General features: G+C 49.3%; 25 protein-coding genes. 10 read left to right on the forward strand and 15 right to left on the reverse strand.

Annotated features, from left to right (window positions below; translation table 11 throughout):
* Positions 1–9: 9 nt before the first annotated feature.
* From rfbD to pfkA, 5 genes are all read right to left on the reverse strand, one after another.
* Positions 10–942, reverse strand: coding sequence for a dTDP-4-dehydrorhamnose reductase (gene rfbD, locus K384_RS08210; protein ID WP_038031273.1), 933 nt, complete (start codon positions 940–942; stop codon positions 10–12).
* Positions 939–1,391, reverse strand: coding sequence for a hypothetical protein (locus K384_RS08215; RefSeq protein ID WP_038031274.1), 453 nt, complete (start codon positions 1,389–1,391; stop codon positions 939–941). Before K384_RS08215 ends, rfbD begins: the two co-directional genes overlap by 4 nt.
* Before the next feature lie 26 nt (positions 1,392–1,417).
* Positions 1,418–2,389: a leucine-rich repeat domain-containing protein gene (locus K384_RS08220; RefSeq protein WP_038031277.1), complete on the reverse strand. Its 972-nt coding sequence runs from the start codon at positions 2,387–2,389 to the stop codon at positions 1,418–1,420.
* Between the two features lie 108 nt (positions 2,390–2,497).
* The gene (gene rocD / locus K384_RS08225) at positions 2,498–3,772 is read right to left on the reverse strand and encodes an ornithine--oxo-acid transaminase (RefSeq protein ID WP_038031279.1); all 1,275 of its coding nucleotides are present in this window, start codon (positions 3,770–3,772) and stop codon (positions 2,498–2,500) included.
* Positions 3,773–3,874: 102 nt separating this feature from the next.
* Positions 3,875–4,849 carry a 6-phosphofructokinase gene (pfkA, locus tag K384_RS08230; protein ID WP_038031281.1) on the reverse strand — a complete coding sequence of 325 codons (975 nt, stop codon included), beginning with the start codon at positions 4,847–4,849 and terminating at the stop codon, positions 3,875–3,877.
* A gap of 82 nt (positions 4,850–4,931) precedes the next feature.
* Here pfkA and K384_RS08235 point away from each other — a divergent pair, with 82 nt between their 5' ends.
* Positions 4,932–5,567 carry a 2OG-Fe(II) oxygenase gene (locus tag K384_RS08235; RefSeq protein WP_051633255.1) on the forward strand — a complete coding sequence of 212 codons (636 nt, stop codon included), beginning with the start codon at positions 4,932–4,934 and terminating at the stop codon, positions 5,565–5,567.
* Here K384_RS08235 and K384_RS08240 read toward each other — a convergent pair.
* Genes K384_RS08240 through K384_RS08255 form a run of 4 tightly spaced genes read right to left on the reverse strand, consistent with a single transcriptional unit; the run spans position 5,564 to position 9,709 of the window.
* Positions 5,564–6,097, reverse strand: coding sequence for a Fur family transcriptional regulator (locus tag K384_RS08240; protein WP_051633256.1), 534 nt, complete (start codon positions 6,095–6,097; stop codon positions 5,564–5,566). The two genes, K384_RS08235 and K384_RS08240, sit on opposite strands and share 4 nt — an antisense overlap.
* A 51-nt stretch (positions 6,098–6,148) precedes the next feature.
* Positions 6,149–8,275: a cation:proton antiporter gene (locus tag K384_RS08245; RefSeq protein WP_051633257.1), complete on the reverse strand. Its 2,127-nt coding sequence runs from the start codon at positions 8,273–8,275 to the stop codon at positions 6,149–6,151.
* A 58-nt stretch (positions 8,276–8,333) separates the two neighbouring features.
* Positions 8,334–9,143, reverse strand: coding sequence for an SGNH/GDSL hydrolase family protein (locus K384_RS08250; protein WP_084147171.1), 810 nt, complete (start codon positions 9,141–9,143; stop codon positions 8,334–8,336).
* Complete coding sequence (locus K384_RS08255; RefSeq protein ID WP_038031288.1) at positions 9,119–9,709, reverse strand: acyl carrier protein phosphodiesterase; 591 nt, start codon at positions 9,707–9,709, stop codon at positions 9,119–9,121. The genes K384_RS08250 and K384_RS08255 overlap by 25 nt, the downstream gene beginning before the upstream one ends.
* A 97-nt stretch (positions 9,710–9,806) precedes the next feature.
* Here K384_RS08255 and serA point away from each other — a divergent pair, with 97 nt between their 5' ends.
* The 6 genes from serA (at position 9,807) to K384_RS08285 (ending at position 15,676) form a co-directional block, all read left to right on the forward strand.
* Positions 9,807–11,690, forward strand: coding sequence for a phosphoglycerate dehydrogenase (gene serA / locus K384_RS08260; RefSeq protein ID WP_245605294.1), 1,884 nt, complete (start codon positions 9,807–9,809; stop codon positions 11,688–11,690).
* Positions 11,677–12,480, forward strand: coding sequence for an adenosylcobinamide-GDP ribazoletransferase (locus K384_RS08265; protein WP_038031291.1), 804 nt, complete (start codon positions 11,677–11,679; stop codon positions 12,478–12,480). Before serA ends, K384_RS08265 begins: the two co-directional genes overlap by 14 nt.
* A 100-nt stretch (positions 12,481–12,580) precedes the next feature.
* Complete coding sequence (locus tag K384_RS08270) at positions 12,581–13,228, forward strand: porin family protein (protein ID WP_038031293.1); 648 nt, start codon at positions 12,581–12,583, stop codon at positions 13,226–13,228.
* A 204-nt stretch (positions 13,229–13,432) separates the two neighbouring features.
* A complete protein-coding gene (gene atpD / locus K384_RS08275) occupies positions 13,433–14,944 on the forward strand; it encodes a F0F1 ATP synthase subunit beta (protein WP_038031294.1) in 1,512 nt (503 codons plus the stop codon).
* 80 nt (positions 14,945–15,024) lie between these two features.
* A complete protein-coding gene (gene atpC / locus K384_RS08280; RefSeq protein ID WP_038031406.1) occupies positions 15,025–15,276 on the forward strand; it encodes an ATP synthase F1 subunit epsilon in 252 nt (83 codons plus the stop codon).
* A 100-nt stretch (positions 15,277–15,376) separates the two neighbouring features.
* Positions 15,377–15,676 carry an FtsB family cell division protein gene (locus K384_RS08285; RefSeq protein ID WP_038031296.1) on the forward strand — a complete coding sequence of 100 codons (300 nt, stop codon included), beginning with the start codon at positions 15,377–15,379 and terminating at the stop codon, positions 15,674–15,676.
* A 55-nt stretch (positions 15,677–15,731) separates the two neighbouring features.
* Here K384_RS08285 and K384_RS08290 read toward each other — a convergent pair whose 3' ends face one another.
* The gene (locus K384_RS08290) at positions 15,732–16,682 is read right to left on the reverse strand and encodes a UDP-glucuronic acid decarboxylase family protein (protein WP_038031408.1); all 951 of its coding nucleotides are present in this window, start codon (positions 16,680–16,682) and stop codon (positions 15,732–15,734) included.
* A 68-nt stretch (positions 16,683–16,750) separates the two neighbouring features.
* On the reverse strand, positions 16,751–18,079 hold the full coding sequence (locus K384_RS08295; protein ID WP_038031409.1) for a UDP-glucose dehydrogenase family protein: 1,329 nt from the start codon (positions 18,077–18,079) through the stop codon (positions 16,751–16,753).
* Positions 18,080–18,241: 162 nt separating this feature from the next.
* On the opposite strand from K384_RS08295, the gene K384_RS08300 reads away from it, so the two are divergent.
* The 3 genes from K384_RS08300 to K384_RS08310 all read left to right on the forward strand — a co-directional run bounded on the left by K384_RS08300 (position 18,242) and on the right by K384_RS08310 (position 20,014).
* Positions 18,242–18,895 carry a hypothetical protein gene (locus K384_RS08300; RefSeq protein WP_038031297.1) on the forward strand — a complete coding sequence of 218 codons (654 nt, stop codon included), beginning with the start codon at positions 18,242–18,244 and terminating at the stop codon, positions 18,893–18,895.
* Positions 18,895–19,332, forward strand: a complete 438-nt coding sequence (locus K384_RS08305; RefSeq protein WP_038031410.1) for a nucleoside deaminase — start codon at positions 18,895–18,897, stop codon at positions 19,330–19,332. Before K384_RS08300 ends, K384_RS08305 begins: the two co-directional genes overlap by 1 nt.
* Before the next feature lie 76 nt (positions 19,333–19,408).
* Positions 19,409–20,014, forward strand: coding sequence for a superoxide dismutase (locus K384_RS08310; RefSeq protein ID WP_038031298.1), 606 nt, complete (start codon positions 19,409–19,411; stop codon positions 20,012–20,014).
* 104 nt (positions 20,015–20,118) lie between these two features.
* Here K384_RS08310 and K384_RS08315 read toward each other — a convergent pair whose 3' ends face one another.
* The 4 genes from K384_RS08315 to K384_RS08335 form a co-directional block, all read right to left on the reverse strand.
* Complete coding sequence (locus tag K384_RS08315) at positions 20,119–20,997, reverse strand: alpha/beta hydrolase (protein WP_169737638.1); 879 nt, start codon at positions 20,995–20,997, stop codon at positions 20,119–20,121.
* Positions 20,998–21,227: 230 nt separating this feature from the next.
* Positions 21,228–22,814, reverse strand: coding sequence for a S41 family peptidase (locus K384_RS08320; protein WP_038031299.1), 1,587 nt, complete (start codon positions 22,812–22,814; stop codon positions 21,228–21,230).
* A gap of 210 nt (positions 22,815–23,024) precedes the next feature.
* Complete coding sequence (locus tag K384_RS08330; RefSeq protein ID WP_038031301.1) at positions 23,025–24,062, reverse strand: DUF5074 domain-containing protein; 1,038 nt, start codon at positions 24,060–24,062, stop codon at positions 23,025–23,027.
* Between the two features lie 30 nt (positions 24,063–24,092).
* The gene (locus K384_RS08335) at positions 24,093–25,970 is read right to left on the reverse strand and encodes a TonB-dependent receptor plug domain-containing protein (protein WP_038031303.1); all 1,878 of its coding nucleotides are present in this window, start codon (positions 25,968–25,970) and stop codon (positions 24,093–24,095) included.
* Positions 25,971–25,979 lie beyond the last annotated feature (9 nt).

Consider the following 25,979-nt stretch of genomic DNA (forward strand, 5'->3'; position numbering starts at 1 on the left):
CCCGGTTTTTCAAGTGTTTTTACTCACTGTTTCTGTCTGCATCTGTTTTCGAATGAGTGCCAAACCTTCTTCGAAGCTATGCGGCTGATAGCCCAGGTGCTTCTTGGCTTTGTCTATAATGAAGCCGGTTTTGGGCGGACGTTTGGCTGGTTGTGTGAACGAAGAGGCATCGGCACGCTCTACTCTTTCGGTAGAATAGCCATAGTAACGTGCGATGCGCATCACCATCTCGTAAGGTGTCATCAGCTCTTCGCCCGATAGATGCCATATGCCCGTTGCCTGTTGTTTGACTATGCGCACGCAGCCGTCTGCCAAGTCCTCTGCCAGGGTGGGGGTGCGCCACTGATCATCAACCACCTTGATGGGCTTTTGTTGCTCGAGCGCGTCGATTGCCCACAATACTATATTGCTCCGGCTGAGCGTTGGCGAATAGCCATATACCAGCACCGTGCGGGCTATTGCCCACCGGAGATTGTCCATTGATTGAATCAATTGCTCGGCACGGAGTTTACTTTCCCCGTAAATGCTGATGGGGTGGGGGGTGTCTTCTTCTTTGTAAGGTCCGGCCTGGCCGTCAAAAATGAAGTCGGTGGAGAGATGAAGCAAAAAAGCATTGTATTGAGCAGCGGCTTCTGCTATATGACGCACGGCTTCTACATTTTGCAGAAAGCAGTCTGCCGGGTCTTGTTCGCACTCATCTACCTGTGTCTTTGCTGCGGTATGAATGATGGCATCGGGGCGGTGCAGGCGCACTACTTTTTCCACTTCTTCTTTCCGGCTTACATCCATGCTGATGTACACCGCATTGGCAGGCAAAGTAGCACGGGGGGTGCCACGCGAAGTAGCAATGATTTGCAACTGCTCATCTTGTCCTAAAAGAGCCAACAGCTTTTGCCCCAACAGCCCGTTGGAGCCGGTTATTAAGATTTTCTGTGTACTCATTTTTTCAGATGTTTGAGCTTCATGCGTATAATCTCGCCCGATTCGTAATCGTTGAGCAAAACCATTTCGTTCTTTTCCAGACGTTCAATGGCAATAAAAGTTTCTTCGGCAAAAGAGCCGTCGGCTTCTTTGCGTCGAATCCACAGTTTGGAGAGCGAAGGGTCGAGGCGCCAAGTGCCTTCTTCACGGCTGCCTGCAAAGTAGATGGCATAGGTACCATCCGGGCGAAACTCAAAAGAAGAGTAGCGAATAAGTGTAGCTATTTCATTGCGGTACTGCTGTTTTTGTTCAGGCGGGGCGTTGCGAATCAACTCTTCATAAGTAGGGATTTCGAGCGCCACCAACTGCCATTGTCCGGCAATAAGGCTATCTGCTTTTTTTTGTGCCACAGCCGCATGCGACATGTACAGCAGCACACAGCTCAACAAAGCATAGAAATGTTTTTTCATAGATGCATCGGATTATGTATGCAAAGTTATGATTTTTTATCGCTGTAGTCTTCATTTTCAATTTGCAGCTCGGCTGTTTCCATGGCTATTTCCACCACTTTGCAGCGGGGGTGCTCTTCTTTGAAGCGCTCTATTTCTTCTTGGGGCACTTGGGTATGATAGCAATAGAGGGTCCGCAGACTGCGCAGGTTCCAGATGGGGGCCAGTGTCTTTACAGGGGTATGGCTGATGCCAAGCTCTTGCAAATAGGGTTTGCCCCGCAGGGGTTCCAGGTCGGCCACTTGTGTGCCTTGAATGTAGAGCTCTTCGATATTGCGCAGCTTCTTCAAAGGTAAAATATCACTGACCGGAGTGTATTTTAAATTGAGTACTTCCAGCTTTTCGCAATATTGCAGGGGTGTCAGGTCTTTCACCTGACAGCGGGCGGCAAACAGTTTCTGCAGGCGGCGTGTGTGTGCCAGTGCACCGATGTCTTCTATTTCCGTTTCACCGATAGCCAATATTTGCAGTTGTGGCATTTGTGTCAAAGGGCTAAGGTCTTTGACTCGTGTATGGTGGAGGTAAAGCTCATGCAAGCCCCGCAGGTTACGCAAAGGCTCAATGGATTCCACGCGGGTATGCATCAAATCCAGATGGTAAAGATGAGGCAGGTTGCTTAGTGGTGAAAGGTCGGTTATCGCTGTGTGGGCAATAATCAAGTCTTCAAGTTCTTCAAGTACAGCTACGGGACGCAAGTCGTCCATGTCGGGGTAGGTAAGGCGCAAAGAGCGCAAGCCGGCGATGGTCATCAGGTCTTGCACTGAAGGCTCGTCTTCATCCAGCCGGATGGCTTCGCGCAAGGTGGCTTTCCAATAGCGGTCGAGCTCTTGCCACCACTTCATCAAAATCCATTGAAAATAAAATTCATCCCACAGGTCACGGTGTTTATTCAGGTCTATTTGCACCGCCACCCGTTTCCCCTGATTGTTCACCACAAAGTGAATGCCTTCAATGTGCATAGTCTTAATTTTAGTTGCAAAAAGAGCAAAATAATAAAGTAGGCAGAGAAACCGTCTGCCTACTTAAGGTACAAAAAAAGAAGTGAAAACTCAAAACAAAGAGAGGCATTAGAAGCGCTCGAAGGCTTGTGCTATGATGTTGCAAGCTTCTTCGAGCTCTTCATCACTGATTACCAGCGGCGGGGTGAAGCGAATTTTATCGCCGTGGGTAGGCTTGGCAAGCAAGCCCAAGTCTTTCAATATCAAGCAGAGGTCCCAGGCAGTGCGCCCTTCTTTCTCGTGCACTTCGATGGCATTCATCAACCCACGCCCACGCACTTCTTTGATTTTATCGGGGAAACGCTTTTGCAAATCGCGCATACGTTCACGGAAGCGTTCGCCTTGCTTACGCGCGTTTTGTGCCAGCTGTTCATCGCGCACCACCTCTAAGGCACTGATGGCCACACGGCAAGCCAAAGGGTTGCCGCCAAAGGTAGAGCCATGTTGGCCCGGACGAATCACTTCCATAATATGGTTATCTGCCAATACGGCGGAAACCGGATAAGCACCGCCGGATAAAGCCTTGCCTAAAATAAGGATGTCGGGACGCGTGTAGCTGCCGGCTTGGCGTTCGCAATGCCCTTGACAGCTACAATTGCCGCATACAGCCAATAAGCTGCCGGTACGGGCAATGCCGGTTTGTATTTCATCGGCAATGAACAACACATTGTGTTGACGGCAAAGCGCTGCTGCTTTGGCTATATAGTCATCGTCAGGGACAAACACACCTGCCTCGCCTTGTATGGGTTCCACCAGGAAGCCGGCTACGTCGGGGTCTTGAAGTGCCTTTTCGAGTGCATCCAGGTCATTATAAGGAATGCTTACGAAGCCGGGGGTGTAAGGCCCGAAATGGTTCTTGGCATCGGGGTCAGAAGAAAAAGAGATGATGGTGGTAGTGCGCCCGTGAAAGTTGTGCTCACAAACAATAATTTTGGCTTTGCCGTCGGCAATCCCCTTTTTCTCATAAGCCCATTTTCGGCAGAGCTTGATGGCGGTTTCCACTGCCTCGGCACCTGTGTTCATGGGCAGTACTTTATCGAAGCCGAAGTATTGTGTTACGAACTGCTCATATTCGCCAAGGGCATCATTGTAAAAAGCACGAGAAGTGAGCGTAAGCTTTTGCGCTTGCTCTATAAGCGTTTGTATGATTTTAGGATGGCAGTGCCCCTGATTGACGGCACTGTAGGCTGCCAGAAAGTCGAAATAACGCTTGCCCTCTACATCCCACACATAAACACCTTCGCCTTTGCTTAACACTACCGGCAGAGGGTGGTAGTTGTGAGCCCCGTAGCGCTCTTCCAGTTCAAGGTATTCTTGCGTGCTGCGTTTGGTTTGCGTTGCCATGATGATTGGTATTTTTTTAAGAAAGATAGACGAAGAAGAAAATGCCGTTTTGATAAAAGTAGTACTTTACCGTTCAAAAATAAGAAAAAACCACGAGACTGCCTATATGCTCAGGATGCGCACCAAGTCAATCAACTCTTGTCTGATGGGTTTTTCTTTATGAATGGCATCTTCAAACGGAACATGGGTGATTTCATCGTTGACGATGCCCACCATGATATTTTGCTTTCCGCTGAGCAGAGCTTCTACGGCAGCCACACCCAAGCGGCTTGCCAAAATGCGGTCGCGGGCAGTAGGTGAGCCCCCCCTTTGGATATGCCCCAAGGTGGACACACGTATGTCGTACTTGCCTTCCAGCTGACCGGCTACTTTTGCCGCAATTTCGTGGGCATTGCCTTCCTCGTCGCCTTCGGCTACTATCACAATTGAAGAGGTTTTGGAGCGCCGCCAGCCTTGATTGATGGTTTGCACCAATTCATCGATGGTGGTAAGCGTTTCGGGTACCATGACCAGCTCGGCGCCGCCGGCTATGCCGCAGGCAATGGCAATATAGCCGGAGTCGCGCCCCATGACCTCTATAAAAAACAAACGGTCGTGTGAGTCGGCAGTATCCCGTATTTTGTCGATGGCATCCAGCGCCGTGTTGATGGCCGTATCGTACCCGATGGTGTAGTCGGTACCATAAAGGTCGTTGTCTATGGTGCCGGGAATGCCCACGGTAGGAATGCCAAACTCTTCATAAAAGACCTTGGCACCGGTAAAAGTGCCGTCGCCACCGATGGCAATAAGCCCTTCGATGCCGGCTTTTTGCAGCTGCTCAAAGGCTTTCTTGCGCCCCTCGTAGGTCATAAACTCTTTGCTGCGTGCCGACTTCAATATGGTGCCCCCTCTTTGTATGATATTGCTTACGCTGTGCGATTGCATAGGTACGAAGTGGCCGCCAATCATACCATTGTATCCACGCAGGATGCCCACCACTTCTATTTCTTTATAAATGGCTGTGCGGACCACTGCCCGTATGGCTGCATTCATGCCGGGGGCGTCGCCACCGGAAGTAAAAACACCTATTTTTTTCATACGTTTTCAGGTTTAAAATGGAATGAACTATAAGAAAAGAAAAAAGCATTACATTTGCACGCTTTCAAAACTGCTTGTAGTCATGATAAAGCCTTTTTGGGAAGATGATGAAGTTTTGGACACCTTAGCACAGCGACGGTGGGTGGTAATTGATGACGCTTTCGATGAGCGCTTCATTGAGGCCATGGAGCAGGCAGTGCCTTGGCAGGGTGCGGCATCGGACTTGTTTCACCGGGCAGCCATAGGGCGGCAGGCAGAACAACAAGTCATACGTGAAATACGCAGCGACTTCATTCATTGGCTTGACCGTGGCGACACAGAAGCCGTCATTCAATACTTTTGGCAACAAGTAGATGCCATGATGGAGGCATTTCGCCGTGCTTTTTTCTTGCCTATCAACTACTATGAAGGACATGTAGCGGTGTATCCGCCGGGTGCTTTTTACAAAAAGCATTTAGACCAGTTCGAAAAAACCTCCTATCGTCAAATAACGCTCATTCTTTACCTGAACAAAGATTGGCAAGAACAGGACGGAGGGGCTTTGAGGGTGTACGAAGCTGACGGAAGCCACACAGAGGTGCTACCTTTGGCAGGACGGGCAGTGCTTATGCAAAGTGCAGAAGTGTGGCACGAAGTGCTGCCTGCCCGGCGCACGCGCAAAAGCCTCACCGGTTGGTTTTCTTGCTTGCCCATGGAAGAGCGCTTTTTGGGTGGTTAGTCGTTGGTGTCTTTCGAAGCTTCATCCTGCGAAGGAAGGCTTTGTTTGTACTCGCAATTTTCTTTATTGCAACGTCCATACAATATCAGGGAGTGGTGCAGGATGTCAAACTGCATGATTTTTCCTACCATGTCTTGAATTTGTTGGATGCGTGGGTCACAAAATTCCAGTACACGGTGGCAGTCGGTGCAAATGAGATGGTCGTGCTGTTTATAGCCGTAGGCACGCTCATATTGCGCGGTTTGTTGCCCGAACTGATGCTTTATGACCAAGTCGCACTCTTCAAGCAAATCGAGGGTGTTGTACACCGTGGCACGGCTTACCCGGTATTGTTTGTTCTTCATGCTGATATACAAGGACTCTACGTCGAAATGCCCTTCGCGGGAATAAATTTCTTCGAGGATGGCAAAGCGTTCGGGGGTTTTTCGTAGTTGCTTGTTCTCGAGATAGGCACGAAAAATCTTTTTTACCTCTTCTATGATTTGCCGCTTTTTGTCTTGTTCTTCTATTTTTTGTTTAGCCTTGCTCATAATCACAGGTTTTGTGTTCTGTTGAAAGAACAAAAATATAGAAAAGAAAAGTCAATTTGAGCGCACCTGTGCTTCGTCAACACTGCGTAAGTTGGTGACTTCTTCTTCCACGGTTGTGCGCATTTCCACCAAGCTGCCCGGGGTAGGGGTTTGTTTAGGATATACCAGTAAGCAGTCTTGTTGTTTGTAATGTTCCAAGACCAAACGGTCGATGTCTTTGAGCTGTGGGTAGTCGGAAATGCTGTTTCGGCGGGCACATACAAACACAAAAAGGTTATTTTCACCTGCCGTCGAAGCAAAATAAGCAATGTCCTGCAAGTTTTCATGAGGTTCTACTTCTACATGCAAGGGCACGGTGGCCGCCTGTTTGTTGCCTTGTCGAAACTTATCTACCGCAAAACGGGTGGAGTGTGTGCAGTGCATGCGAATGCTCAAATCCAGCTGCTTGGCTAAGTTGTGCAACAAAGAAAGCCAATGCAAAAAGCCTTCTTCCCATTCGGCATTGGGGGGAATTATCAAGATGAGTTGTTCAAAGGTATTGAGTGCACGTTGCAATTTGCACACCCAAAGGGTCTGTTCCAAATGCGCTATTAACTCGTCTTCTATGGTGCCAAAAATACGTTCACGGGCAGTGCGCTTTCCGTGCCAGCCAATAATGACATCGCTCACCATCAACTCTTGTGAGGCGCGGATAATACCGCCTGCAATGTCTTCATGGATGCGGGTTACTACCTTTATGCTTCCTTCTTGAAGAGAAAGATATTCAGACAGCTTCCCCAAAATGTCTTCCTGCCGGTCGGCAATGGCAGCGGTTGACACTTCTTGCCGCTGGCTTTGTAAAATAGAAAGGCAGTAAACAGGGGCGCTCGATTGCCCGGGTTGTAAATAAAGCGCCAGTTGTATCAGCTTATCGGCAGTTTGAGGGTTGGCTACCGGCACCAACAGCCGCACATGGCTGTGATTATTGTGCCTTTTCATATCTGCCGGTAAAGCGCCCAGCTCCTCAACCAGCTTTTTGGCGGCCTTTTCAGTGAACAGAGAACTCACAAAGCCCGTAACCATAATCATGATGATGGTGGCATTGAGTACCGACTCATTCAGTAGTTGATTTTCAAAACCTACCAAAGCCACCGCCAGGGCTGCCGCCGCACGTGCCGTGCTTAGCCCAAACATCAGTTGGCGCTCATTGGGCGAAAACCGCAACAATTTTTGAGTGAGCCAGGCGGCCAGCCATTTCGAAGCTATGGCGATGGTCAGTATAAGCAGCAAAACCAAAACATTGTGCCAGTTGCCAAACAGTCCGCTAAACTTTACCAGCATGCCTACCGACACCAAGAAAAAAGGAATAAACAAAGCATTGCCCACAAACTCAATGCGGGTCATCAACACCGAACGGTGAGGGATTTGCGGATTCAGTGCCAAGCCGGCAAGAAAAACACCTATGATGGGCTCCATGCCGGCAAGCTCTGCCAACACGCCGCCCGAAAAAGCCATGGTGAGTATGAAAATATACTGTGCCACACCGTCTTGGCTGCCGTGATTAAAAAAATAACGGCTCAAACGCGGCATGCCCCACAGGATAAGGGCGGTGCAGGCTGCAAACAAGCCGCCCAAACGAAGCCAGAACCAATAAGAAGTGTCGCTGCCTTGCCCTTCTACGGCTGCCAGCATAAGCAACGACAGCAGTTCGGCGATGACTGTGCCACCAATGATGATGGTAACAATGCGCGACTTGTTGATACCAAAGCGGCTGACAATGGGGTAAGCCAAAAGCGTGTGCCCCCCCAAAATGCTGCCCAGCAGTAAAGAAGAAGCCGTAGAATAGCCCAGCAGGTATTTTCCTGCATAAAAACCGGCCAGTTGAGGTATCAAAAAAGTAATGCTTCCAAAGAAGAGGCTCTTGTTCCGGTTGCGTTTAAACTCGAATATATCGATTTCCAGACCGGCTAAAAACATGATATACATAAGCCCTACTTCACCAAACAAGGCAATGCTTCCTTCGCGCTCGAGCAGATGCAGCCCATTGGGACCTACCAGGGCGCCCGTAAGAATGAGCCCCACCATGCCGGGCAGCCCTAAGCGCCGGAATATCATGGGGGCAAGCAGCATGATGAGCATCATAAGAGCAAATACAGGCACTGCCTCGTGAAGGGGCAGGTGAAGCTCAAATAAGAACATACCAGGCATTTATTTAGTGAACTGATGTCAAGCCATAAGATAGCTCAAGGTACGAATTTTATTTGTCTGTCAACAAAGGCAAATTGAGCCACCAGTCAAAAACGGCGTCGGCAATCCACCGGTAGTAGGGCGCATCGGGGTGAATGCCGTCGAGCAGCACTTGATGCAAAGTCAGCTTTTCGCGCTTCAAATGCTCTTGAAAAGCATGATGCACATCGATGCAGAGCAGGCCGCGCCCGGCACACCAGGCGGGCAATTGTTGCGCATAGGCTGCCACTCTTTCGGGGGCATACTGCAAAATAGGCGTGGGAGTAAGAAAAACCGGCTCGATGCCGGCTTGCTGCAGCCGCCCCGCCATTTGTTCAAGGTTGTGGGCATACCAAGAAAAAGGGTAGTTGCTCACAGCGTCGTTGATTCCAAAGTGAATGAAGCAAAGGTCCGGGTGCAGCTGAAGCACTTCTTCTATATGTGCCAGTGCCTGTTCGCTGCGCCAGCCGGGGTGCCCCAGGTTGATGACTTCAATAAAAGGATTGCGGTAGCGTTTTTGCCAAGCACGCTGCAACTCTTGCGGATAAGGCAAATACTTCTGTTCCGGATAGGTAGGCGCAAAACCGTAGGTAATGCTGTTCCCCCAACACACAATACGCACACTGTCACCTATTATCATCTTTTGCAGCACGCGATTGATGCCCCGTAGTGAGCTTGGCTCATGGGGCCATACGGCAGCCGGTGGTTGCCATTGCGGTATTTCCGGCGAAGTGGCCGGCGATTGCTTTTCGGTGTTTGACTTTTTGTTCGGCGAGCAAGAAATCAGCCCGAAACACCAACACAACCAACACAAGCCTATGTAGATTGATGTGCGAGCCATTGTTTGCTGAATTGCTGTACTTCGGGAAAGAAAGCGAAAAAGTCATTTTTCAATGCTTCGTAGTGTTGTTCTATGTCGCGGATGGCTACCGACAGGCGGTTGGCATACCGGCTGCGCCGCCCGATGCCTTCGAGTGCACGGTGCAGCCCTTCGCACCGGCGGTACTCATACAGCCAGTTTTGCTTTTTCATATAGGGAAAAAAGTGCTGCACACGGGGCGGCATATAAGCGGCAAATGAATCTATGATTGCATACACTTCTTGGGTATAATGCCACAAAGAGCGCTTGAAGAGTTGTTCGAAGTGCGCCGCCAGAAAATGGTCATAGACCAAGTCCACGACAACAGCTGCATAATGCTTTTGTGTAGCCCATAGCAACGATTTGCTATGGCGCACCAGCGGATGCGCATCGGTGTAGGTGTCAATGGCACGGTGTAGCTGAATGCCCCGCAGCATACGGGGAGGATAGCCGGAAGTCGCCCTGCCTCGTACGCTGTCAGCAATGAAGTTACCAAATAAAACTTCGGGATCTTTGCCCGAGAGCACACAATGCGCCAAGTAGTTCATAGTGTTGCCTGTAGAATGCGAAAAAGATACACATTATTTTTTGCATCTCAAGGATAGTTTTTGTTGATTAGCGAATATTCGCTAAATGCTTTGCTTTATGCTTGTCATCATTGATTTCGACAGTACTTTTACGCGGGTGGAAGGCTTGGATTTGCTTGCCGAAATAGCTTTGCAGGACCATCCTGAAAAAGAAGAGCGCTTGCGCACCATCCGGCAAATTACCGAGCAGGGCATGAATGGCGAGCTTTCCTTTGCGGCATCTTTGAAAGAACGTTTGGCTTTGATTCGCCCCCATCGTCGCCATATTGAGTGCTTGGTAGAGCGCTTGAAAGAAGAAATAAGTCCTTCTTTCCGGCGAAATGAGCGTTTTTTTCAAGAATATGGGCAGAACATACGCATTATATCCAGTGGTTTCCGGGAATTCATAGAGCCGGTAGTGGCTACCTTGGGCATCCGTCCCGAACAGGTCTTTGCCAACCGTTTTCTTTTTGATTCGGAAGGCTATGTTACGGGTTATGACGAAAGCATACCTTTGGCACATGACCGGGGGAAGGTGAAGCTGTTGCAGTCGTGGCAGCTGCCCGACGAAGAAGTATATGTGATAGGCGACGGTTATACAGACTACGAAATCAAAGCAGCCGGTTTAGCCAATGCCTTTTATGCCTTTGCCGAGAATGTGCAACGCGAAAAAGTGTTGGCTCATGCCGATGCTGTTTTGCCCGCCTTGGATGAATTTTTATACAGACATAAATTACCTATGAAATTTTCATATCCGAAGAATCGTATTAAAGTATTGTTGCTCGAAGGGGTGCATCCCATAGCAGTGGATATCTTTCAGAAAGAAGGGTATCAGGTGGAGCGCCTTGCCACTGCACTCGATGAACAAGAGCTAAAAGAGCGGATAGGGGATGTCTCTATTTTGGGAATCCGTTCCAAAACGCAACTGACAGCCGGCGTGCTGGCTCATGCCAAGCGCTTGATGGCCGTGGGGGCTTTTTGTATAGGCACCAACCAAATCGATTTGGACTATTGCACCAAGCGGGGCATCGCTGTTTTCAATGCGCCCTACAGCAATACACGCAGCGTGGTGGAGCTGGCTATTGGCGAAATGATTATGCTGATGCGCGGTATTCCTGATAAGGACAAAGCCGCACATGCCGGACGCTGGATGAAGTCGGCTAAAAACAGCCATGAAATACGGGGCAAAAAGCTGGGCATTGTGGGCTATGGCAACATTGGGGCGCAGCTGTCGGTGCTTGCCGAAGCCTTGGGAATGGAAGTATATTTCTATGACATTGTGGATAAGTTGGCTTTGGGCAATGCCAAAGCTTGCAGCAGCTTGGACGAGCTGCTGGCTGTTGCCGACATTGTAAGTTTGCATGTGGACGGGCGCCCCGAAAACCGGAACATGATAGACGCAGCAGCCATTGCCAAGATGAAAGACGGCGCTATTTTGTTGAACCTGAGCCGTGGTTTTGTGGTCGATGTCGATGCGTTGGCTGATGCCATACGCACCGGCAAGCTGCGGGGGGCAGCCGTGGATGTGTTCCACGAAGAGCCTAAGTCGAACGAAGAGCCGTTTGTGTCGGTGCTGCAAGGGCTGCCCAATGTGATTTTGACGCCCCACATAGGCGGAAGCACACAAGAAGCACAGGAAAATATAGGCAACTTCGTGCCGGGAAAAATCATCGACTATGTGAATACGGGGAGCACCTATGGTAGTGTAAACCTGCCCAATCTACAGCTGCCTGCCCAACAACAAGCCCACCGTTTGCTACATATTCACCACAATGTGCCCGGTATTTTGGCACAAATCAACAGTATTTTAGCCAAGCACGAAGCCAACATTTTGGGACAATATTTAAAAACCAACGAGCAAATTGGCTATGTAATCACCGACATAGACAAAGACTATAACCAGGCACTTATCAATGAGCTGAAAGCCATTCCGCAAACCATTCGTTTCCGTGTGCTCTACTAAAAAGCGTTCAGTCTTCCGGCGCGAGCTGGCGCTGTATTTTACCGCGCAGATGTTTTACAGCCGCTTGCCCGTGCCTGCGGGCATGGCAAGCCATGATCCGCTGCTTTTAAGTGAAGCAACGCGCTATTTCCCATTGGTAGGGGCGCTGGTGGCGCTTTTGAGCATTGGCACCGGCTGGATGCTTTATTTACTTACTTCGCATGCCGGCGTGGCGGCACTGCTTGCCTTGTTGTTTTCCGTGTGGCTGACGGGCGCTTTTCATGAAGATGGGCTGGCAGATGCCTGCGACGGCTTCGGCGGGGGATGGCAGGCGCAGCAAATCCTTGAAATTATGAAAGACAGCCGCCTGGGTACCTACGGCGCCGTGGGCTTATGGGGAGGACTTTCGCTGCGCTGGGTGCTGCTGTGGCAGTTGCTGGAACAAGGCGTGTTGCTGTTTGCCGGAGGGGCGATGGCTGCCTTTGTGTTGAGCCGTTGGGCTGCCGTGTGCACCATCAAAACAGGCATATATGCCCGGAGGGATGCCACCGGTAAAGTGAAACCGGTAGCCAAAGGACTTAGCACAACCGGTTTTTATGTTGCCTGTGTCATTACCTTCATGCTGGCAGTTGCAGGCATGGGGTATATGGCATTGCCCGCCGCCGCTTTGGTTTACCTTACTCAACTGTGGATGTACCGTTATTTTAAAAGCAAAATTGGTGGTTATACGGGCGATTGCCTGGGGGCTATTCAGCAAATAAGCGAATGCGTGACGTTACTTTTCTTTTTGGCTTCTCTGCGTTGCTTGTAGGCTGCGGGCCGGAATCAAGGCCTGTCTTGTGGCTTTTTTGTGGAAAAAATTGAAATATTTTTCTAAATTCAAAGCATTGATAACCAAACATCTGTTTCCTATGAAAAAACACTTACTCATCCTAAGTTTGACGCTGCTCTTGTGCGGCACTGCTGCCTTTGCACAAGATGTGCCCTTTTTTGATTTGGGACTTAAATTAGGCGCCAACGGTACCTCTTTTTCGCAGCTGCCCGAAGACGGCTACGACTTTTCGAAGGAAAGCATGAAAATAGGCGTCACCGGCGGGCTGTGGGCACGCATCAATGTGCCGGCTACCGGCTTGCATATTCAGCCGGAGTTGGTGTATGCACAGTATGCAGCAGCCTTTAAAGACAAGGTATCGGATGGCAGAGTTACACAAAAGATACAAGCCATCGATTTTGGTTTGTTGGTGGGCTACCGGGTAGGGTTAGGTCCTCTGGGGGCACGCTTGCAGGTAGGGCCCGTGTTGACCACCCCACTCAGCAGAGAGTTGGAGATAGAAGACCCCAACTTCCCTACTTTTAGTATAGACATAGAAAAGCAGTCGCTTTGGTCTTTGCAGTTTGGTTTAGGTGCCGACATTAGCCGTTTAAGCCTGGATTTGCGCTACCAACTGGGCTTGACTGAACAACAATTTACCCCCACTGACTCACAGGCCACCTTCTCTCCTGACAAACCTTACAAGCAATCCAGTATAGTATTTACTTTAGGCATAAAGCTTTTATAAGTTTTGTGCGCACCCGGCTGCGGCAAACAGATGGGACTTCTGTGCTCAGAAGTCCCATTTTTTATGCTTGCTGTGAATACCTTGGCTTACTCTTTAACTACTTATTGCTCAATATTTTTTGTAATAACTAATTATTCACCTAAATTTGCCATCCGAATGCCTAAGGAATTCAAATTTTAATGATAGCTATAATCTTAGCAAGCAATGGCAAATAAAGGTACAATAGTTCAAATCATTGGTCCTGTTGTGGACGTGAGCTTCTCGGCTGAGGGCTCTAAACTGCCTGATATCTTAAACGCTTTGGAAGTAACCAAGCCGAATGGGCAGAAAGTAATTTTAGAGTGTCAGCAGCATTTGGGTGAAGACCGCGTGCGTACTATCGCTATGGACAGTACCGACGGTCTGCAACGTGGCATGGAAGTCATAGACTTGGGTGGCCCCATTCAAATGCCTGTGGGACAAGAGGTGCGCGGCCGTTTGTTCAACGTGGTAGGTGAAGCCATCGACGGCATCGACCAGCCTCAAACCCAAAAAGGACGCTCTATCCACGCTTCGGCGCCCAAATACGAAGACTTGGCTACTTCTACCGAAGTACTCTATACAGGTATCAAGGTGATTGACCTGCTCGAGCCCTACGTAAAAGGGGGTAAAACAGGTCTCTTCGGTGGTGCCGGTGTGGGCAAGACCGTATTGATTATGGAGCTCATCAACAACATCGCCAAGGCATACTCCGGTATGTCTGTATTTGCCGGTGTGGGTGAGCGTACCCGTGAAGGTAACGACCTGTTGCGCGAAATGCTCGAGTCAGGCGTTATCCGCTATGGCGAGGCTTTCTTGAAGGATATGGAAGAAGGCGGCTGGGACCTCAGCAAGGTGGACAAAGCCGAGTTGGCTAAGTCACAAGCTACCTTGGTATTCGGTCAGATGAACGAACCTCCCGGAGCCCGTGCACGTGTTGCCCTTTCCGGTCTGGCTATCGCCGAATACTTCCGTGATGGTGAAGGCGAAGGCAAAGGAAATGACATCCTCTTCTTTATTGACAATATTTTCCGTTTTACGCAGGCCGGTTCGGAAGTGTCGGCTCTCTTGGGACGTATGCCTTCAGCGGTGGGTTACCAGCCCACTTTGGCTACCGAAATGGGTGCCATGCAGGAACGAATCACCTCTACCAAGCGTGGCTCTATCACTTCGGTACAGGCTGTGTACGTACCGGCTGACGACTTGACGGACCCCGCACCGGCTACTACCTTTACCCACTTGGATGCTACTACCGTATTGTCGCGTAAAATTGCCGAGTTGGGTATCTATCCGGCTGTGGACCCGCTGGATTCTACTTCGCGTATCTTGACGCCCGAAATCGTAGGTGAAGAGCACTACGAAACGGCACAGCGCGTGAAAGAAATTCTGCAGCGCTACAAGGAACTGCAGGACATCATCGCCATCTTGGGTATGGACGAGCTGTCGGAAGAAGACAAATTGGTGGTACACCGTGCACGCCGTGTGCAGCGCTTCTTGTCGCAGCCTTTCCACGTAGCCGAGCAGTTTACCGGTATCCCGGGTGAGTTCGTAGATATCAAGGATACCATCAAAGGCTTCAAGATGATTCTGAACGGTGAGCTGGACCACCTGCCTGAGGCTGCCTTCAACTTGAAAGGTACCATTGAGCAGGCCATCGAAGCCGGCGAAAGAATGTTGGCAGAAGCCAAGAAAAAATAAAAATCATCAGTCATCAGAAGCCGGCGGCTTGCCTCACTTGAAGGCAGAGCCGCCCGGTTTTTCAAAAATATAGCCCTATGTTGCACTTAGAAATCATTACTCCTGATAAAGCCGTTTTCTCAGGTGAAGTGGACACGGTATTTGTGCCCGGCACCAAAGGGGCTTTTCAAGTGCTGAAAAACCACGCACCCATCATTTCTACTTTGGGCAAGGGTGAGGTGCGCTATCGAGTAGCCTCAAAAGAAGTGGCCTTTCTGGTGGAAGGCGGAGTGGTAGAGGTTGCCCAAAATAAAGTGCGTGTTTTGGTGGAGCGCATCTTGGAAGAAGCTTAATGGCTAAATAATAGACATCCTGAAAGTGCCGTCCGGAAGGGTGGCACTTTTTTTATTCCATCACTATGCTTATCTTTCTTTCTGTTTAAAACTCCAAACTATGCGGCAGCGTTTGCTTTCTTTAGTCCGGAATTTCTATGTGCTTGTAGGGGGAAGCTTCGTTCTGTGGATGCTCTTTTTCGATAGCAACGACTTGATTACGCAGTGGAAGCGGAAGCGTGAAATAGAGCAATTGGAACGCCAGCGTCAATATTACTTAGAAGCAATAGAGATTATCAAAGAAGAGCGCCGGGCATTGGAGAGCGACCCTACTTTACTCGAAAAGTTTGCCCGGGAAAAATATTATATGCATCGTCCTCAAGAAGATGTGTTCATTTTGCAAACAAATGAAGATGAGTAAATAAAAAAGCCCCCTTTTGATGAAAGAGGGCTTTCCAACAAGTTTGCTTTTTATGTTATGAATGAATGGGCAGCACTTTGGCTTTGAAGTATTCCAGCGTGCGACGCAGCCCTTCGGAGCGCCCTATTTTAGGTTCCCATCCCAATATTTCACGGGCTTTGGTGATATCGGGGCGACGTTGCTTGGGGTCATCTTGTGGCAATGGCTGATAGCTGATTTTTGACCGGCTGCCTGTCAATCGAATAATTTCTTCGGCAAACTCCTTGATGGTGATTTCTTCGGGGTTGCCTATGTTCACGGGATAGGGGTAGTCCGACATCAACAAACGGAATATACCCTCAATCAAATCATCTACATAACAGAACGAGCGGGTTTGTGAACCGTCGCCAAATACGGTGAGGTCTTCACCACGCAATGCCTGACTCATGAAAGCAGGCAACACACGTCCATCATCTAAGCGCATGCGCGGACCATAGGTATTGAAGATACGCACGATGCGTGTTTCCAAGCCATGCACCCGGTGATAAGCCATGGTGATAGCTTCTTGGTAGCGCTTGGCTTCGTCATATACGCCCCGTGGTCCTATGGGGTTCACATGCCCCCAGTATTCTTCCGATTGCGGATGCACTTCCGGGTCGCCATATACTTCAGAAGTGGAAGCCACCAAAATGCGGGCTTTTTTGGCTTTTGCCAATCCCAGCAGATTGTGCGTGCCCATGGCACCCACTTTGAGGGTTTGGATGGGCAGCTTTAAATAATCTATTGGACTTGCCGGTGAGGCAAAGTGGAGAATATAGTGCAATTCACCCGGTACGTGCACAAACTTCGATACGTCGTGGTGGTAAAACTCAAAATGAGGGTTGGGGAAAAGGTGCTCTATGTTTTCCAAATTACCGGTCAGCAGGTTGTCCATACCTATGACATGAAAGCCCTCCATCAGGAAGCGGTCGCAGAGGTGAGACCCCAAAAAGCCGGCAGCGCCGGTAATCAATACGCGTTTTTTCATGGTATTTCGAAAGTTTCCGGTGATAAAAAAGAGCAGGTACCGTTTTTTTTCCGGCACCTGCAAGCTGCCTATGCTTGAATTTCCGGCTGGGTAACTTTTGTTCTGCCTACGCTCACATAGTGGAAGCCCAGCTCTGCCATTTGATAGGGTTCATACAGATTGCGCCCGTCGAAGATGACTTTGTGTTTCAGAAGCCGTCCTACTACCTCAAAGTCGGGCGTGCGGAACACAGGCCACTCGGTCATAATCATGAGGGCATCGGCATTGACCAAAGCGCCATAAGGGCTTTCGGCATACTCGATTTGGTTGCCCAGCACCTTTTTTACATTTTCCATGGCTTCCGGGTCATATGCCTTGACGGTAGCGCCTTCCTGCAACAAAATTTTGATGTTTTCCAGAGCAGGTGCTTCGCGTATATCGTCGGTGTAAGGTTTAAAAGACAGCCCCCACACGGCAATGCGCTTACCTTGCAAGCTGCCGCCAAAAAACTCTTTCAAGGCAGGGATAAGCTTGGTTTTTTGCTCTTGGTTCACCTGCATGACCGCTTTTAGAATGCGGAAGTCATAATCGTTTTCTTCTGCTGTTTTTGCCAATGCCTGCACGTCTTTGGGGAAGCAGCTGCCGCCATAGCCAATGCCCGCAAAAAGGAAACGCTTGCCTATGCGGGAGTCGGTACCTATGCCACGGCGCACGTCATCTACATTGGCACCTACGCGCTCACACAAGTTGGCTATTTCGTTCATGAAGGTAATTTTGGTAGCCAAGAAAGCATTGGCAGCATATTTGGTCATTTCTGCCGAGCGCTCATCCATAAACAAAATAGGGTTGCCTTGGCGCACCATGGGGGCATACAGTTGCTCCATGATTTTGCGTGCGCGTTCCGAGCGGGTACCTACTACCACACGTTCCGGCTTCATAAAGTCTTCTACAGCCACACCTTCGCGCAGGAATTCGGGATTAGAAACCACATCGAACTCCACCTTGGCATGGCGGGCAATGCGCTCGCGCACCAGCTCGGCAGTACCTACCGGCACGGTGCTTTTATCCACCACTACCGTGTAGTCTTCCAACAGGGGACCCAACTGCTCGGCTACTTGAAGAATATATTTCAGGTCGGCAGAACCGTCTTCGCCGGGTGGGGTGGGCAGTGCCAAAAAAATGACTTTGGCACCTTGAATGCCTTCGGCTAAGTCGGTGGTGAACTTCAAGCGTCCTTGTTGAATGTTGCGTTCAAAAAGAACTTCCAAGCCCGGTTCGTAGATGGTGACTATACCGCTCTGTAGTTTTTTTACTTTTTCTTCGTCTATATCGACGCAGGTGACGATATAGCCTGTCTCGGCAAAACAGGTGCCTGTAACCAAGCCGACGTAACCGGTACCGATAACTGCTATTTTCATGTGAATATAAGGTTTAAGTTTCAAAATATAATTGAACGGTTTGTTGCTTGAGAACCAGTCAAGTGCAAAGATATGATTTCTTGCAATATGTATCAAATTTTATGCCTTTCCGTAGGATAAAGGAGGTTTTGTATCTTTGTAAAACATAAAAAAACAACAACTATGGTTTTAAGACAACTGCGGGTAGTAGTTGCTATCTTCGCTTTGAGCTGCCTTGCCTTTGGCGGACAGGCACAAAGCAGCATAAAGCTCAAACGGCGGCAGCTTACACCGGGTATAAGCATGCTGGTGCCGGTGGACTTTCAGCCAATGTCTGATGATTTTTTGGCGCAGAAGTATGCCTACTTCCGTAAGCCCACAGTGATGCTTTCCGACCCCTACGGCAATATAGATTTGGGGGTGAACATTACGGAAAAATATTGGCCACAAGAAGATATTCCCTTGTTGAAGGACATCTACAAAGCCACGCTGGCAGCCCTTTACACTCAAATTCATTTCCATAAAGAAGCGGTGGAGCAAATCAAGCGCCGCACCTATGTGATTTTGGAATTTGACGCCATACTGGCCGATGAAGAAGACGAAAAATCAGCCATAGGAGTAAGCAAGCCCCCCGTAAAGCGCTACTACTACATGATGTACACGGTGGTGGATAACCGCATTGTGGTGTTTAATTTCAATGCCCCCATTCATGAAAAGGTGCGTTGGCAGCCTATTGCCGACAAAATTATGCACTCGGTGAAGCTGAAAAACATTCAGTTGCCGGTAGAAAAAGCGCCGGAGCCCGATGTACCACCCACTCCCCCGGTAAGCCGATGATGCTTGATGATGCCTATTTCATGCGTATAGCCTTGCAAGAAGCTCAAAAAGCCTATGAGCAAGGCGAAATCCCTGTGGGCGCTGTGTTGGTGCACGAAAAAAAGTTGATTGCCAAGGCGCATAATCAAACCGAGCGCCTGTTGGATGTAACCGCCCATGCCGAAATTCTGTGCATTACGGCAGCGGCGCAGGCTTTGGGTGGCAAGTATCTGCCCGATTGCACTTTGTACGTGACCTTGGAGCCCTGTGCCATGTGTGCAGGCGCACTGGCCTGGGCGCAGCTGGGCAGATTGGTGTTTGCTGCTTCCGATGAGAAGCGGGGATACCGGCGCCATGCCCCCAATATCTTGCATCCTAAAACACAAGTAGAAGCAGGATTATTGGCCGAAGAAGCAGTAGCTCTTATAAAGGACTTTTTCAAGAAGCTTAGAAACTAAATCAAAAAAAGCTTGTTATATTTATAACAACTCACTATTTAAAACTTTCATGTTTCACAAAAAAACAGCATAAACTATGGCATTTGAACAAGTAAAACTTCCTTATGCAGAAGATGCTCTGGAGCCCTACATCGATGCGCAAACCATGAATCTGCACTACACCAAGCACCATGCCGGTTACACCGCCAAGCTGAACGATGCGGTAAAAGGTACTGCCTTAGAGGGCATGAGCATTGAAGATATTTTCAAAAATGTAAGCAAGCACCCTGTGGCTGTTCGCAACAACGGTGGCGGCTTCTACAACCACAACCTCTATTGGCAAATCATGAGCCCGAAAGGTGGTGAATTGAAAGGCAATGTGGTGGAAGCCATCAAGAAAAAATGGGGCAACTTCGATGCCTTCAAAGCAGAATTTAGCCAGGCAGCTGCCGGCGTATTCGGCTCGGGCTGGGCATGGCTCATCGTAAAAGACGGCGAGCTGTTGATTACTCAAACCCCCAACCAAGACAACCCATTGATGGATGTGGCGCCGGTGCAAGGTGTGCCTGTTTTAGGTATTGACGTATGGGAACATGCTTACTATTTGAAGTATCAGAACCGCCGTCCGGAATACATCGAGGCGTTTTACAATGTGATTAACTGGGAGAAGGTGAACGAATTCTATGAATTGGCTGTTCGCTAACCTCCTTACCTAAAAAAACAAAAAAAGAGGCGTGCGGGTGTTATACCCACACGCTTTTTTTATGTGTTCCGGATATGCAAAAAGCCTCTGAACAAGAAGAAAGATTAAGCAACGGCTTTGTCGCCTTCGTTTTGATTTTCCGTAAGTTTCAAGCGGTGCTCAAACTCACCAATTTTCCACACCTTGCGTGCAAAGCGTGCCGCTTCTTCTATAGCCTCTACGGCTTCGGGCAAAAACTTGCCAAACAGGTGCCACCAGTGAATGAGGTCGTGCCATATTTGAAGCTCCACACGCACACCGGCAGCTTCGGCTTTGTCGCGCAGGCGGGTAGCGTCGCTATAGAGCACTTCGCCGTCGCTTGCTTGTATGAGCAGAGGAGGCAAGCCCTCTAAATTGGCAAACAGCGGCGACACCAAGGGGTGGTCCAAAGGATAGGCGCCGGCATAGTCATCGCCTATTTCATGCAATTCCCACGCTTCCAGTATTTTGTCGTTGTCTTTGTTTTTGAGAATGGATTCACCGCTTAAGGTGAGGTCCACCCATGGCGAAAAGAGCAGGGCAGCTGCCGGCAAGGGCATCTGCTTGTCACGTAAATTAATCAGCGTAGCCAAAGACAAACCACCACCTGCCGAATCACCGGCCAATATGATGTTTTTGGGTAAGTAATCTTCACGAAGAAGCCACTCATAGGCTTTGACGGCATCTTCCAATGCAGCAGGAAAGGGGTTTTCCGGTGCTTTGCGATAATCAATCACCAAGGCATTGGCGCCAATTTCTTTGGCTAAATGCCCTACAAAAGCCCGGTGCGTATTGGGTGAGCCTAAAGCATAGGCGCCGCCGTGAAGATATAACACTACTTTTTCGGGGCGGGCGTCGGAAGGGGTAATCCATTCAGCATACATGCCGTCGATATCCAGCGTACGGAAGTGTACGCCCCAGGGCATGTAAGTATAAAGACTCATGAGCTCCAAAAGACTGCGCATTCCCTGTACGCTCGGTTTACTGAAGCTGAAAGCCAAACCGGCAGTTTTTAAAGATAATTTTAAGAGATTATGCTGTATAGAGGGCATGGTGATTTCTTTTTGTTTTAATAAAAAACGAAATATCAAAACTTTATCGCAATAAAGTCCAAATCTATAGAAAAAACAAGAACACACCCAAGAAAGTCTTAGGTGTGTAAGTTTTAACTAAAGATTATGATTGTGTTAATCTTTTATTCGGGCAACTGAAGCACTTCCATGGCTTTCCGGATAAAGGGGTCTTGTTGATACAAGATGTAATAAAAAGCTTCATATCCCCATAGTTGCCGTGCGATAAGCGCCTTGAGGTCGTGGATAACCGAGGCTTTGGCTGTGCTATCGGTTTGCAGAAGGGCTGTATCTACCTCTTTCTGTGCAAGTTTGTCAAGGAATGACTGCCACAGAGGGGCGGGCATTTGCCATTTTTCGTTGAATGAAGCCGGCGTGTAATCGTTTTTGTTGATTTGGCGGGCATAGTGGATGGCCATTTCCTGCAGCGCACCGCTGGCATATATCTCGCTTTCGAGTTTTACCAATGCGCCGGTGTCGGCAGGCACAAAGAAGTCCGGCATGATGCCGCCACCGCCATATACGGTGCGTCCTTTACGGGTCTTGAATTTGAGCGAATCGGCGAATTGAATGCTGTCCGGACGGAACAACTCGCCACTCTCATAGCGTTTCCACAGTTCTTCTTCATAATGGTCTTTGTTGCCATCATAAGGCTTTTGAATGCATCGCCCGCTGGGTGTGTAATAGCGGGAGATGGTGAGGCGCAGCTCGCTGCCGTCTTGCAAGTCAATGGGCATTTGCACCAGCCCTTTGCCGAAGGAACGACGCCCTACGAGCCATGCGCGGTCGTTGTCTTGCAGCGCACCGGCTACGATTTCAGACGCAGAAGCAGAGCCTTCGTTAATAAGAACGACCACTTTGCCCTTTTCGAACTGCCCCCGGTTGGTGGCTTTTATTTTAGAATCGAAGCGGGTGCCGCGTCCGTCGGTGTACACAATCAGATAGTCATCGGGCAAGAACTCGTCGGCAATGTCGGTGGCACGGTCAAGATAGCCGCCCGGGTTGTCGCGCAGGTCCAGTATCAGCTCCCGCATGCCCTCCCGCTTAAGTTTTTTCAGGGCTTCTTGAAATTCATGATGCGTGTTGGCGGCAAAGTTCGATATCTTGATATAGCCTGTGTGTTTATCAAACATAAAGGCATACACACTTTGGGTATTGATGCGGTCGCGCGTGATGGTAAAAGTAAGTGGGCGGTGAATGCCTTGCCGCTTGACTTCTACGGTTACCTGGCTTCCTTTTTTTCCTCTCAGTCTTTTAAAAACGCCCAGGTGGTCTATGCCAATGCCGGCTACATTTTCGCCGTCGATGCGTATGATTTTGTCACCGGGAAGCAGCCCCACTTGTTCTGCGGGTCCACCGGCCAAAGGCGTTACCACTTCTATGGTGTCATTTAACAACATGTACTCAATGCCTATGCCTTCAAATGAACCTTCCAAGTCGGCATTGACAAGGGCGGTTTCTTCGGCAGGGATATAGGCCGAGTGGGGGTCGAGCTTCTCGAGTAGCTTCTCTATGGAGTAGTCGGTCAGCTCTTCAAGGTTTACGTCATCTACATAATACAGCTCGATGTAGGAGAGCACTTCCTCTATTTTGGGGTATCGCTTACGCAGGGTATTTTCCCCTTGAGCTTGGAAAAAGGTAGCCCCAATTAAGATACCCAGCGAGATAGACAGGGCTATAATTACCGGAATGGCAGCCGCGCGTTTCATCATGATTTTCAACAGGTCATTCAATAAAAGAGCAAAACAAAAGTATAGACAGCAAATAAATAAACAGAAAGGCGTTGAAAAAGCCAAGTTAGCTGTTAAAAAGAAAACAACACAGGCAGGCAGTTGGTTTACAAACAGAACAAAAGGGACGAACACAAAGTGCGCGCCCCTTTTAAGAGAGTAGTGTAGTACTCCGGTGTGGTAGCTGAATCTCTATTGAACGATGAAAGTGTTGGGTGCAATACCGGCCGTGAAGCTTGTAACTTCTTGTCCGTTGGCATCAAACACTTTGACACCGCCATTGCGGGTATAAACGGCTTCGCCTACATAGACATGGCCGGTTGTTTTATCGGCACCAATGCCATTGAATGCGCTGAACTCGCTCACTTCTGCAAAGGGAGCCGTGGGCACCACCGGGTTGGTGGCGTCCACTTTATAGATCTTGTTGCCACTGAAGTAGAAAATCGATTCGCCATCACTTGCAATGCGCACCGGGTAGTAGCTCATATCCACGGCAATGGTTTTTTCCACGGTGTTGGTGGCGGGGTTGAAGCGTATTAAGTAACCGCTGTTGCAAGCAACCCACAGCTTACCCTTCGCGTCTGCTTCGAAGCGTTCGGGGCCGCTCTCTACCACTATTTGCCCATCGAGTGCATCTGTGTTTGTGTTCAGTATTTCTATGGTGTTGCTGCCTGCTCCGGCAATGAACACTTTACTTTTGCTGTATGCCCAAATGCCTTGCGGGCGTACGCTCAAGGCTACTTTTTTGATGAATGCGCCGGTGGTGGCATCGTAAACAGCCACAAACGATTCGGGATTGCTGCCAAAGGCTTTGTCTATGGGGCCCCAGTTGGTAACATAAATTTTACCATTGATGACAGCCACGTCAATGGGGTTGTCCAAGCCTTCTTGAAGGGTGAGTTCCAGCTTGAGAGTGGCTGCATTTACTACACGCACAAAGTTTTGGTTGTTGGTTACAATGTAAATGCGCTCGCCGTATTTGCGTGCCGATTGAATGATGCCGCCAACGGGTGTGTTGTTTTCTGTCTCGAATACATTGTCTTGGGCAGTGTTTTCGCCTTTTTTCAGGAAGCTTACGCTTCCGTTACCTTCGCTGAAGTTGCCTTCGTTGAACACGAGGGTACCGTTCACATAAGCGCCGGCAGCTTCATCTTTTTTGTTACAGCCGGTGAGTTGCAGGGCAGTTATGCCCACCAATAGCCACAATAACCAACGATTGATTTGTTTCATAGCTTCGATTGTTTGAGTTTGACGATTTATTTATTTGTTTGAAAGAAAAGACCACTGCAAAGAAACTTGATATTGCCGCCCGGGTTGTGGTTGGTTGTCTATTTGTTCATAGGCCTTGTCAAGCATGTTCAGTATGCCGATTTGTAAATTGAGCTGCCCGTCGCGGATTTGCCACTGTTTGCCGGCGTGCACATCCATAGTCCAGAAGGGGGGCAGGCTGCGTTTGTTGTCGGTAGTGGTGTAGCGCGTGCCGGTCCATTGCCCGTTGACGATGACCAGCCATTGGCGATAGTGCTGCCATTTAAGCAAGCCGCTAAGCCTGTGTGCCGGCACATAGGGCAGCTGCTTGCCTATGCTTGCCCAGTCGGCTGCATCTACCGCTTTTTGATTGGTGGCACGTGTAAAGGTGTAATGTAGTTGTTGTGAGAAAGTGGCACGGGGCGTACTTAGTTGATGAGATAGTGATGTTTGTAGTCCCCAAGACAAGACTTCCTTCAGGTTGTCCGGCGCCCAGTACCCTTCCGGTGTGGGCTGCCATAAAATCCAGTCATTAATATGATTGCGGAAGCCTTCTATGTTCAATTGCCAGAGCTGTTGGTGGTGCCGGTGCCGGAGCTGAAAGTAAATATTGTTGTAAAAGCCCGATTCCGGTCTTATATCAGGATTACCGCCCGGCTGCCAATAGAGGGCATTGAGCGATGGCAGTTTATAATTGAATGATGCACTTCCGCCTGTTTTTATGTCGAGCGCAGCTGTAGAAAACAGCAAGTAATCGAAGCCCAGCGAGGGTGACAAAGGGGGGGCATAGGCATTGACCCACACTTTTCTCAGGTTAAGGGCTATATGCAGGCGGGTAGAGGCCTCCCATTGGGTAAAAACAAAGGTCTCTAACTGCCGCCGTTCGGGCTGCCCTTCGTAGCTGTCCACATCGGTTTGTATGAGCGTGGCGGTCGCACCTGCACGGCTGCTTAGGCTTTGGTTCCAAGCTATTTCATATTGATACTGCGCCTGCCATTGATGCGTGTTGGTTTGGCTGCTTTCGTTGTATTCCAAAAAATTGCGCACAAAAGAAAGTTGAGCCAGTTGTTTGTGGTCCCGGTATTGCAACAAGGTACGAAGGTTTTTGTCTATTTGTCGTGCCCTGTTGCTGAGCAAGATACGGTCATGCTCGTGATACCAGCTGTAAAAGTTTATTTCTTGCCCTTTCTTTATTTCGTAAAAAAACTCTTGGCGGGTGCCGAAGAAGTGGAAGGGGGCATAATCTATTGTTTGGTAGGGTTTAATCAGGCGGTTTTCAAAAATATTTTTGGCATAGCTGCCATACAATTGACTAAACCCGCTAAGTTTTGTGCCGGCCTTCCAGCCGGTTTGCAGCCGTGCACTCCATTGTTGTGTGCTGCGGTAGGCTGTCTGTATGCTCAAGGGCAAAGTGCTGTTTTGCTTGCCGGATTCTAAAAGAATAGCGCCCCCGATGGCATCACTGCCTGCCAAGGGACTGCTTCCGCCCTGTATGAGCTGCACTTGGTAGCCGCCGGCAAGGGGCAGGGTGGAAAAGTCTGCCTCGCCCAAGGTGGGGGAGTTGATATTGACTCCGTTCCAGAGCACGGCGGTGTGCCCGGCAGCTGTGCCACGCAAACTAATGCTTTGAAGCATCCCACTGCCGTAAGCTTTTATATAAGCATCGGTGTTTTGCAGTAGAATATCGCCCAGACTTTGGGCAGGTAAAAAGCCGGCAAGCAGGCTGTCTGTTGTGGTGCTTTGCAGCCCAACCCCATAACGGTTATAGGGCAGTGCGGTGATGAGTACCTCGCGCAGCTCATAAGCCTGCGTGCTGTCGGACTGTGCCGCAAGCTGCCGGGGCAAGCAACATAACTCACTTATGAAAAGGCAACACAACAAACGCAACATATTCCCGCT

The organism is Thermonema rossianum DSM 10300, from assembly GCF_000426825.1.
GTDB lineage: Bacteria > Bacteroidota > Bacteroidia > Cytophagales > Thermonemataceae > Thermonema > Thermonema rossianum.

What these genes read in the sequence shown, in the direction of transcription:
- K384_RS08295 (WP_038031409.1), bottom strand. Translation starts at nt 18,079, where the DNA reads ATGAAAATAGCAGTTATCGGTACCGGTTACGTCGGCTTGGTTACAGGC.
- K384_RS08300 (WP_038031297.1), top strand. Translation starts at nt 18,242, where the DNA reads ATGGTTTTAAGACAACTGCGGGTAGTAGTTGCTATCTTCGCTTTGAGC.
- K384_RS08315 (WP_169737638.1), bottom strand. Translation starts at nt 20,997, where the DNA reads ATGCGCAGTCTTTTGGAGCTCATGAGTCTTTATACTTACATGCCCTGG.
- rfbD (WP_038031273.1), bottom strand. Translation starts at nt 942, where the DNA reads ATGAGTACACAGAAAATCTTAATAACCGGCTCCAACGGGCTGTTGGGG.
- K384_RS08235 (WP_051633255.1), top strand. Translation starts at nt 4,932, where the DNA reads ATGATAAAGCCTTTTTGGGAAGATGATGAAGTTTTGGACACCTTAGCA.
- K384_RS08305 (WP_038031410.1), top strand. Translation starts at nt 18,895, where the DNA reads ATGCTTGATGATGCCTATTTCATGCGTATAGCCTTGCAAGAAGCTCAA.
- K384_RS08215 (WP_038031274.1), bottom strand. Translation starts at nt 1,391, where the DNA reads ATGAAAAAACATTTCTATGCTTTGTTGAGCTGTGTGCTGCTGTACATG.
- K384_RS08335 (WP_038031303.1), bottom strand. Translation starts at nt 25,970, where the DNA reads ATGTTGCGTTTGTTGTGTTGCCTTTTCATAAGTGAGTTATGTTGCTTG.
- K384_RS08245 (WP_051633257.1), bottom strand. Translation starts at nt 8,275, where the DNA reads ATGTTCTTATTTGAGCTTCACCTGCCCCTTCACGAGGCAGTGCCTGTA.
- K384_RS08250 (WP_084147171.1), bottom strand. Translation starts at nt 9,143, where the DNA reads ATGGCTCGCACATCAATCTACATAGGCTTGTGTTGGTTGTGTTGGTGT.
- K384_RS08270 (WP_038031293.1), top strand. Translation starts at nt 12,581, where the DNA reads ATGAAAAAACACTTACTCATCCTAAGTTTGACGCTGCTCTTGTGCGGC.
- atpD (WP_038031294.1), top strand. Translation starts at nt 13,433, where the DNA reads ATGGCAAATAAAGGTACAATAGTTCAAATCATTGGTCCTGTTGTGGAC.
- K384_RS08320 (WP_038031299.1), bottom strand. Translation starts at nt 22,814, where the DNA reads ATGATGAAACGCGCGGCTGCCATTCCGGTAATTATAGCCCTGTCTATC.
- serA (WP_245605294.1), top strand. Translation starts at nt 9,807, where the DNA reads ATGCTTGTCATCATTGATTTCGACAGTACTTTTACGCGGGTGGAAGGC.
- K384_RS08330 (WP_038031301.1), bottom strand. Translation starts at nt 24,062, where the DNA reads ATGAAACAAATCAATCGTTGGTTATTGTGGCTATTGGTGGGCATAACT.
- K384_RS08290 (WP_038031408.1), bottom strand. Translation starts at nt 16,682, where the DNA reads ATGAAAAAACGCGTATTGATTACCGGCGCTGCCGGCTTTTTGGGGTCT.
- pfkA (WP_038031281.1), bottom strand. Translation starts at nt 4,849, where the DNA reads ATGAAAAAAATAGGTGTTTTTACTTCCGGTGGCGACGCCCCCGGCATG.
- K384_RS08310 (WP_038031298.1), top strand. Translation starts at nt 19,409, where the DNA reads ATGGCATTTGAACAAGTAAAACTTCCTTATGCAGAAGATGCTCTGGAG.
- K384_RS08220 (WP_038031277.1), bottom strand. Translation starts at nt 2,389, where the DNA reads ATGCACATTGAAGGCATTCACTTTGTGGTGAACAATCAGGGGAAACGG.
- K384_RS08285 (WP_038031296.1), top strand. Translation starts at nt 15,377, where the DNA reads ATGCGGCAGCGTTTGCTTTCTTTAGTCCGGAATTTCTATGTGCTTGTA.
- rocD (WP_038031279.1), bottom strand. Translation starts at nt 3,772, where the DNA reads ATGGCAACGCAAACCAAACGCAGCACGCAAGAATACCTTGAACTGGAA.
- K384_RS08240 (WP_051633256.1), bottom strand. Translation starts at nt 6,097, where the DNA reads ATGAGCAAGGCTAAACAAAAAATAGAAGAACAAGACAAAAAGCGGCAA.
- K384_RS08255 (WP_038031288.1), bottom strand. Translation starts at nt 9,709, where the DNA reads ATGAACTACTTGGCGCATTGTGTGCTCTCGGGCAAAGATCCCGAAGTT.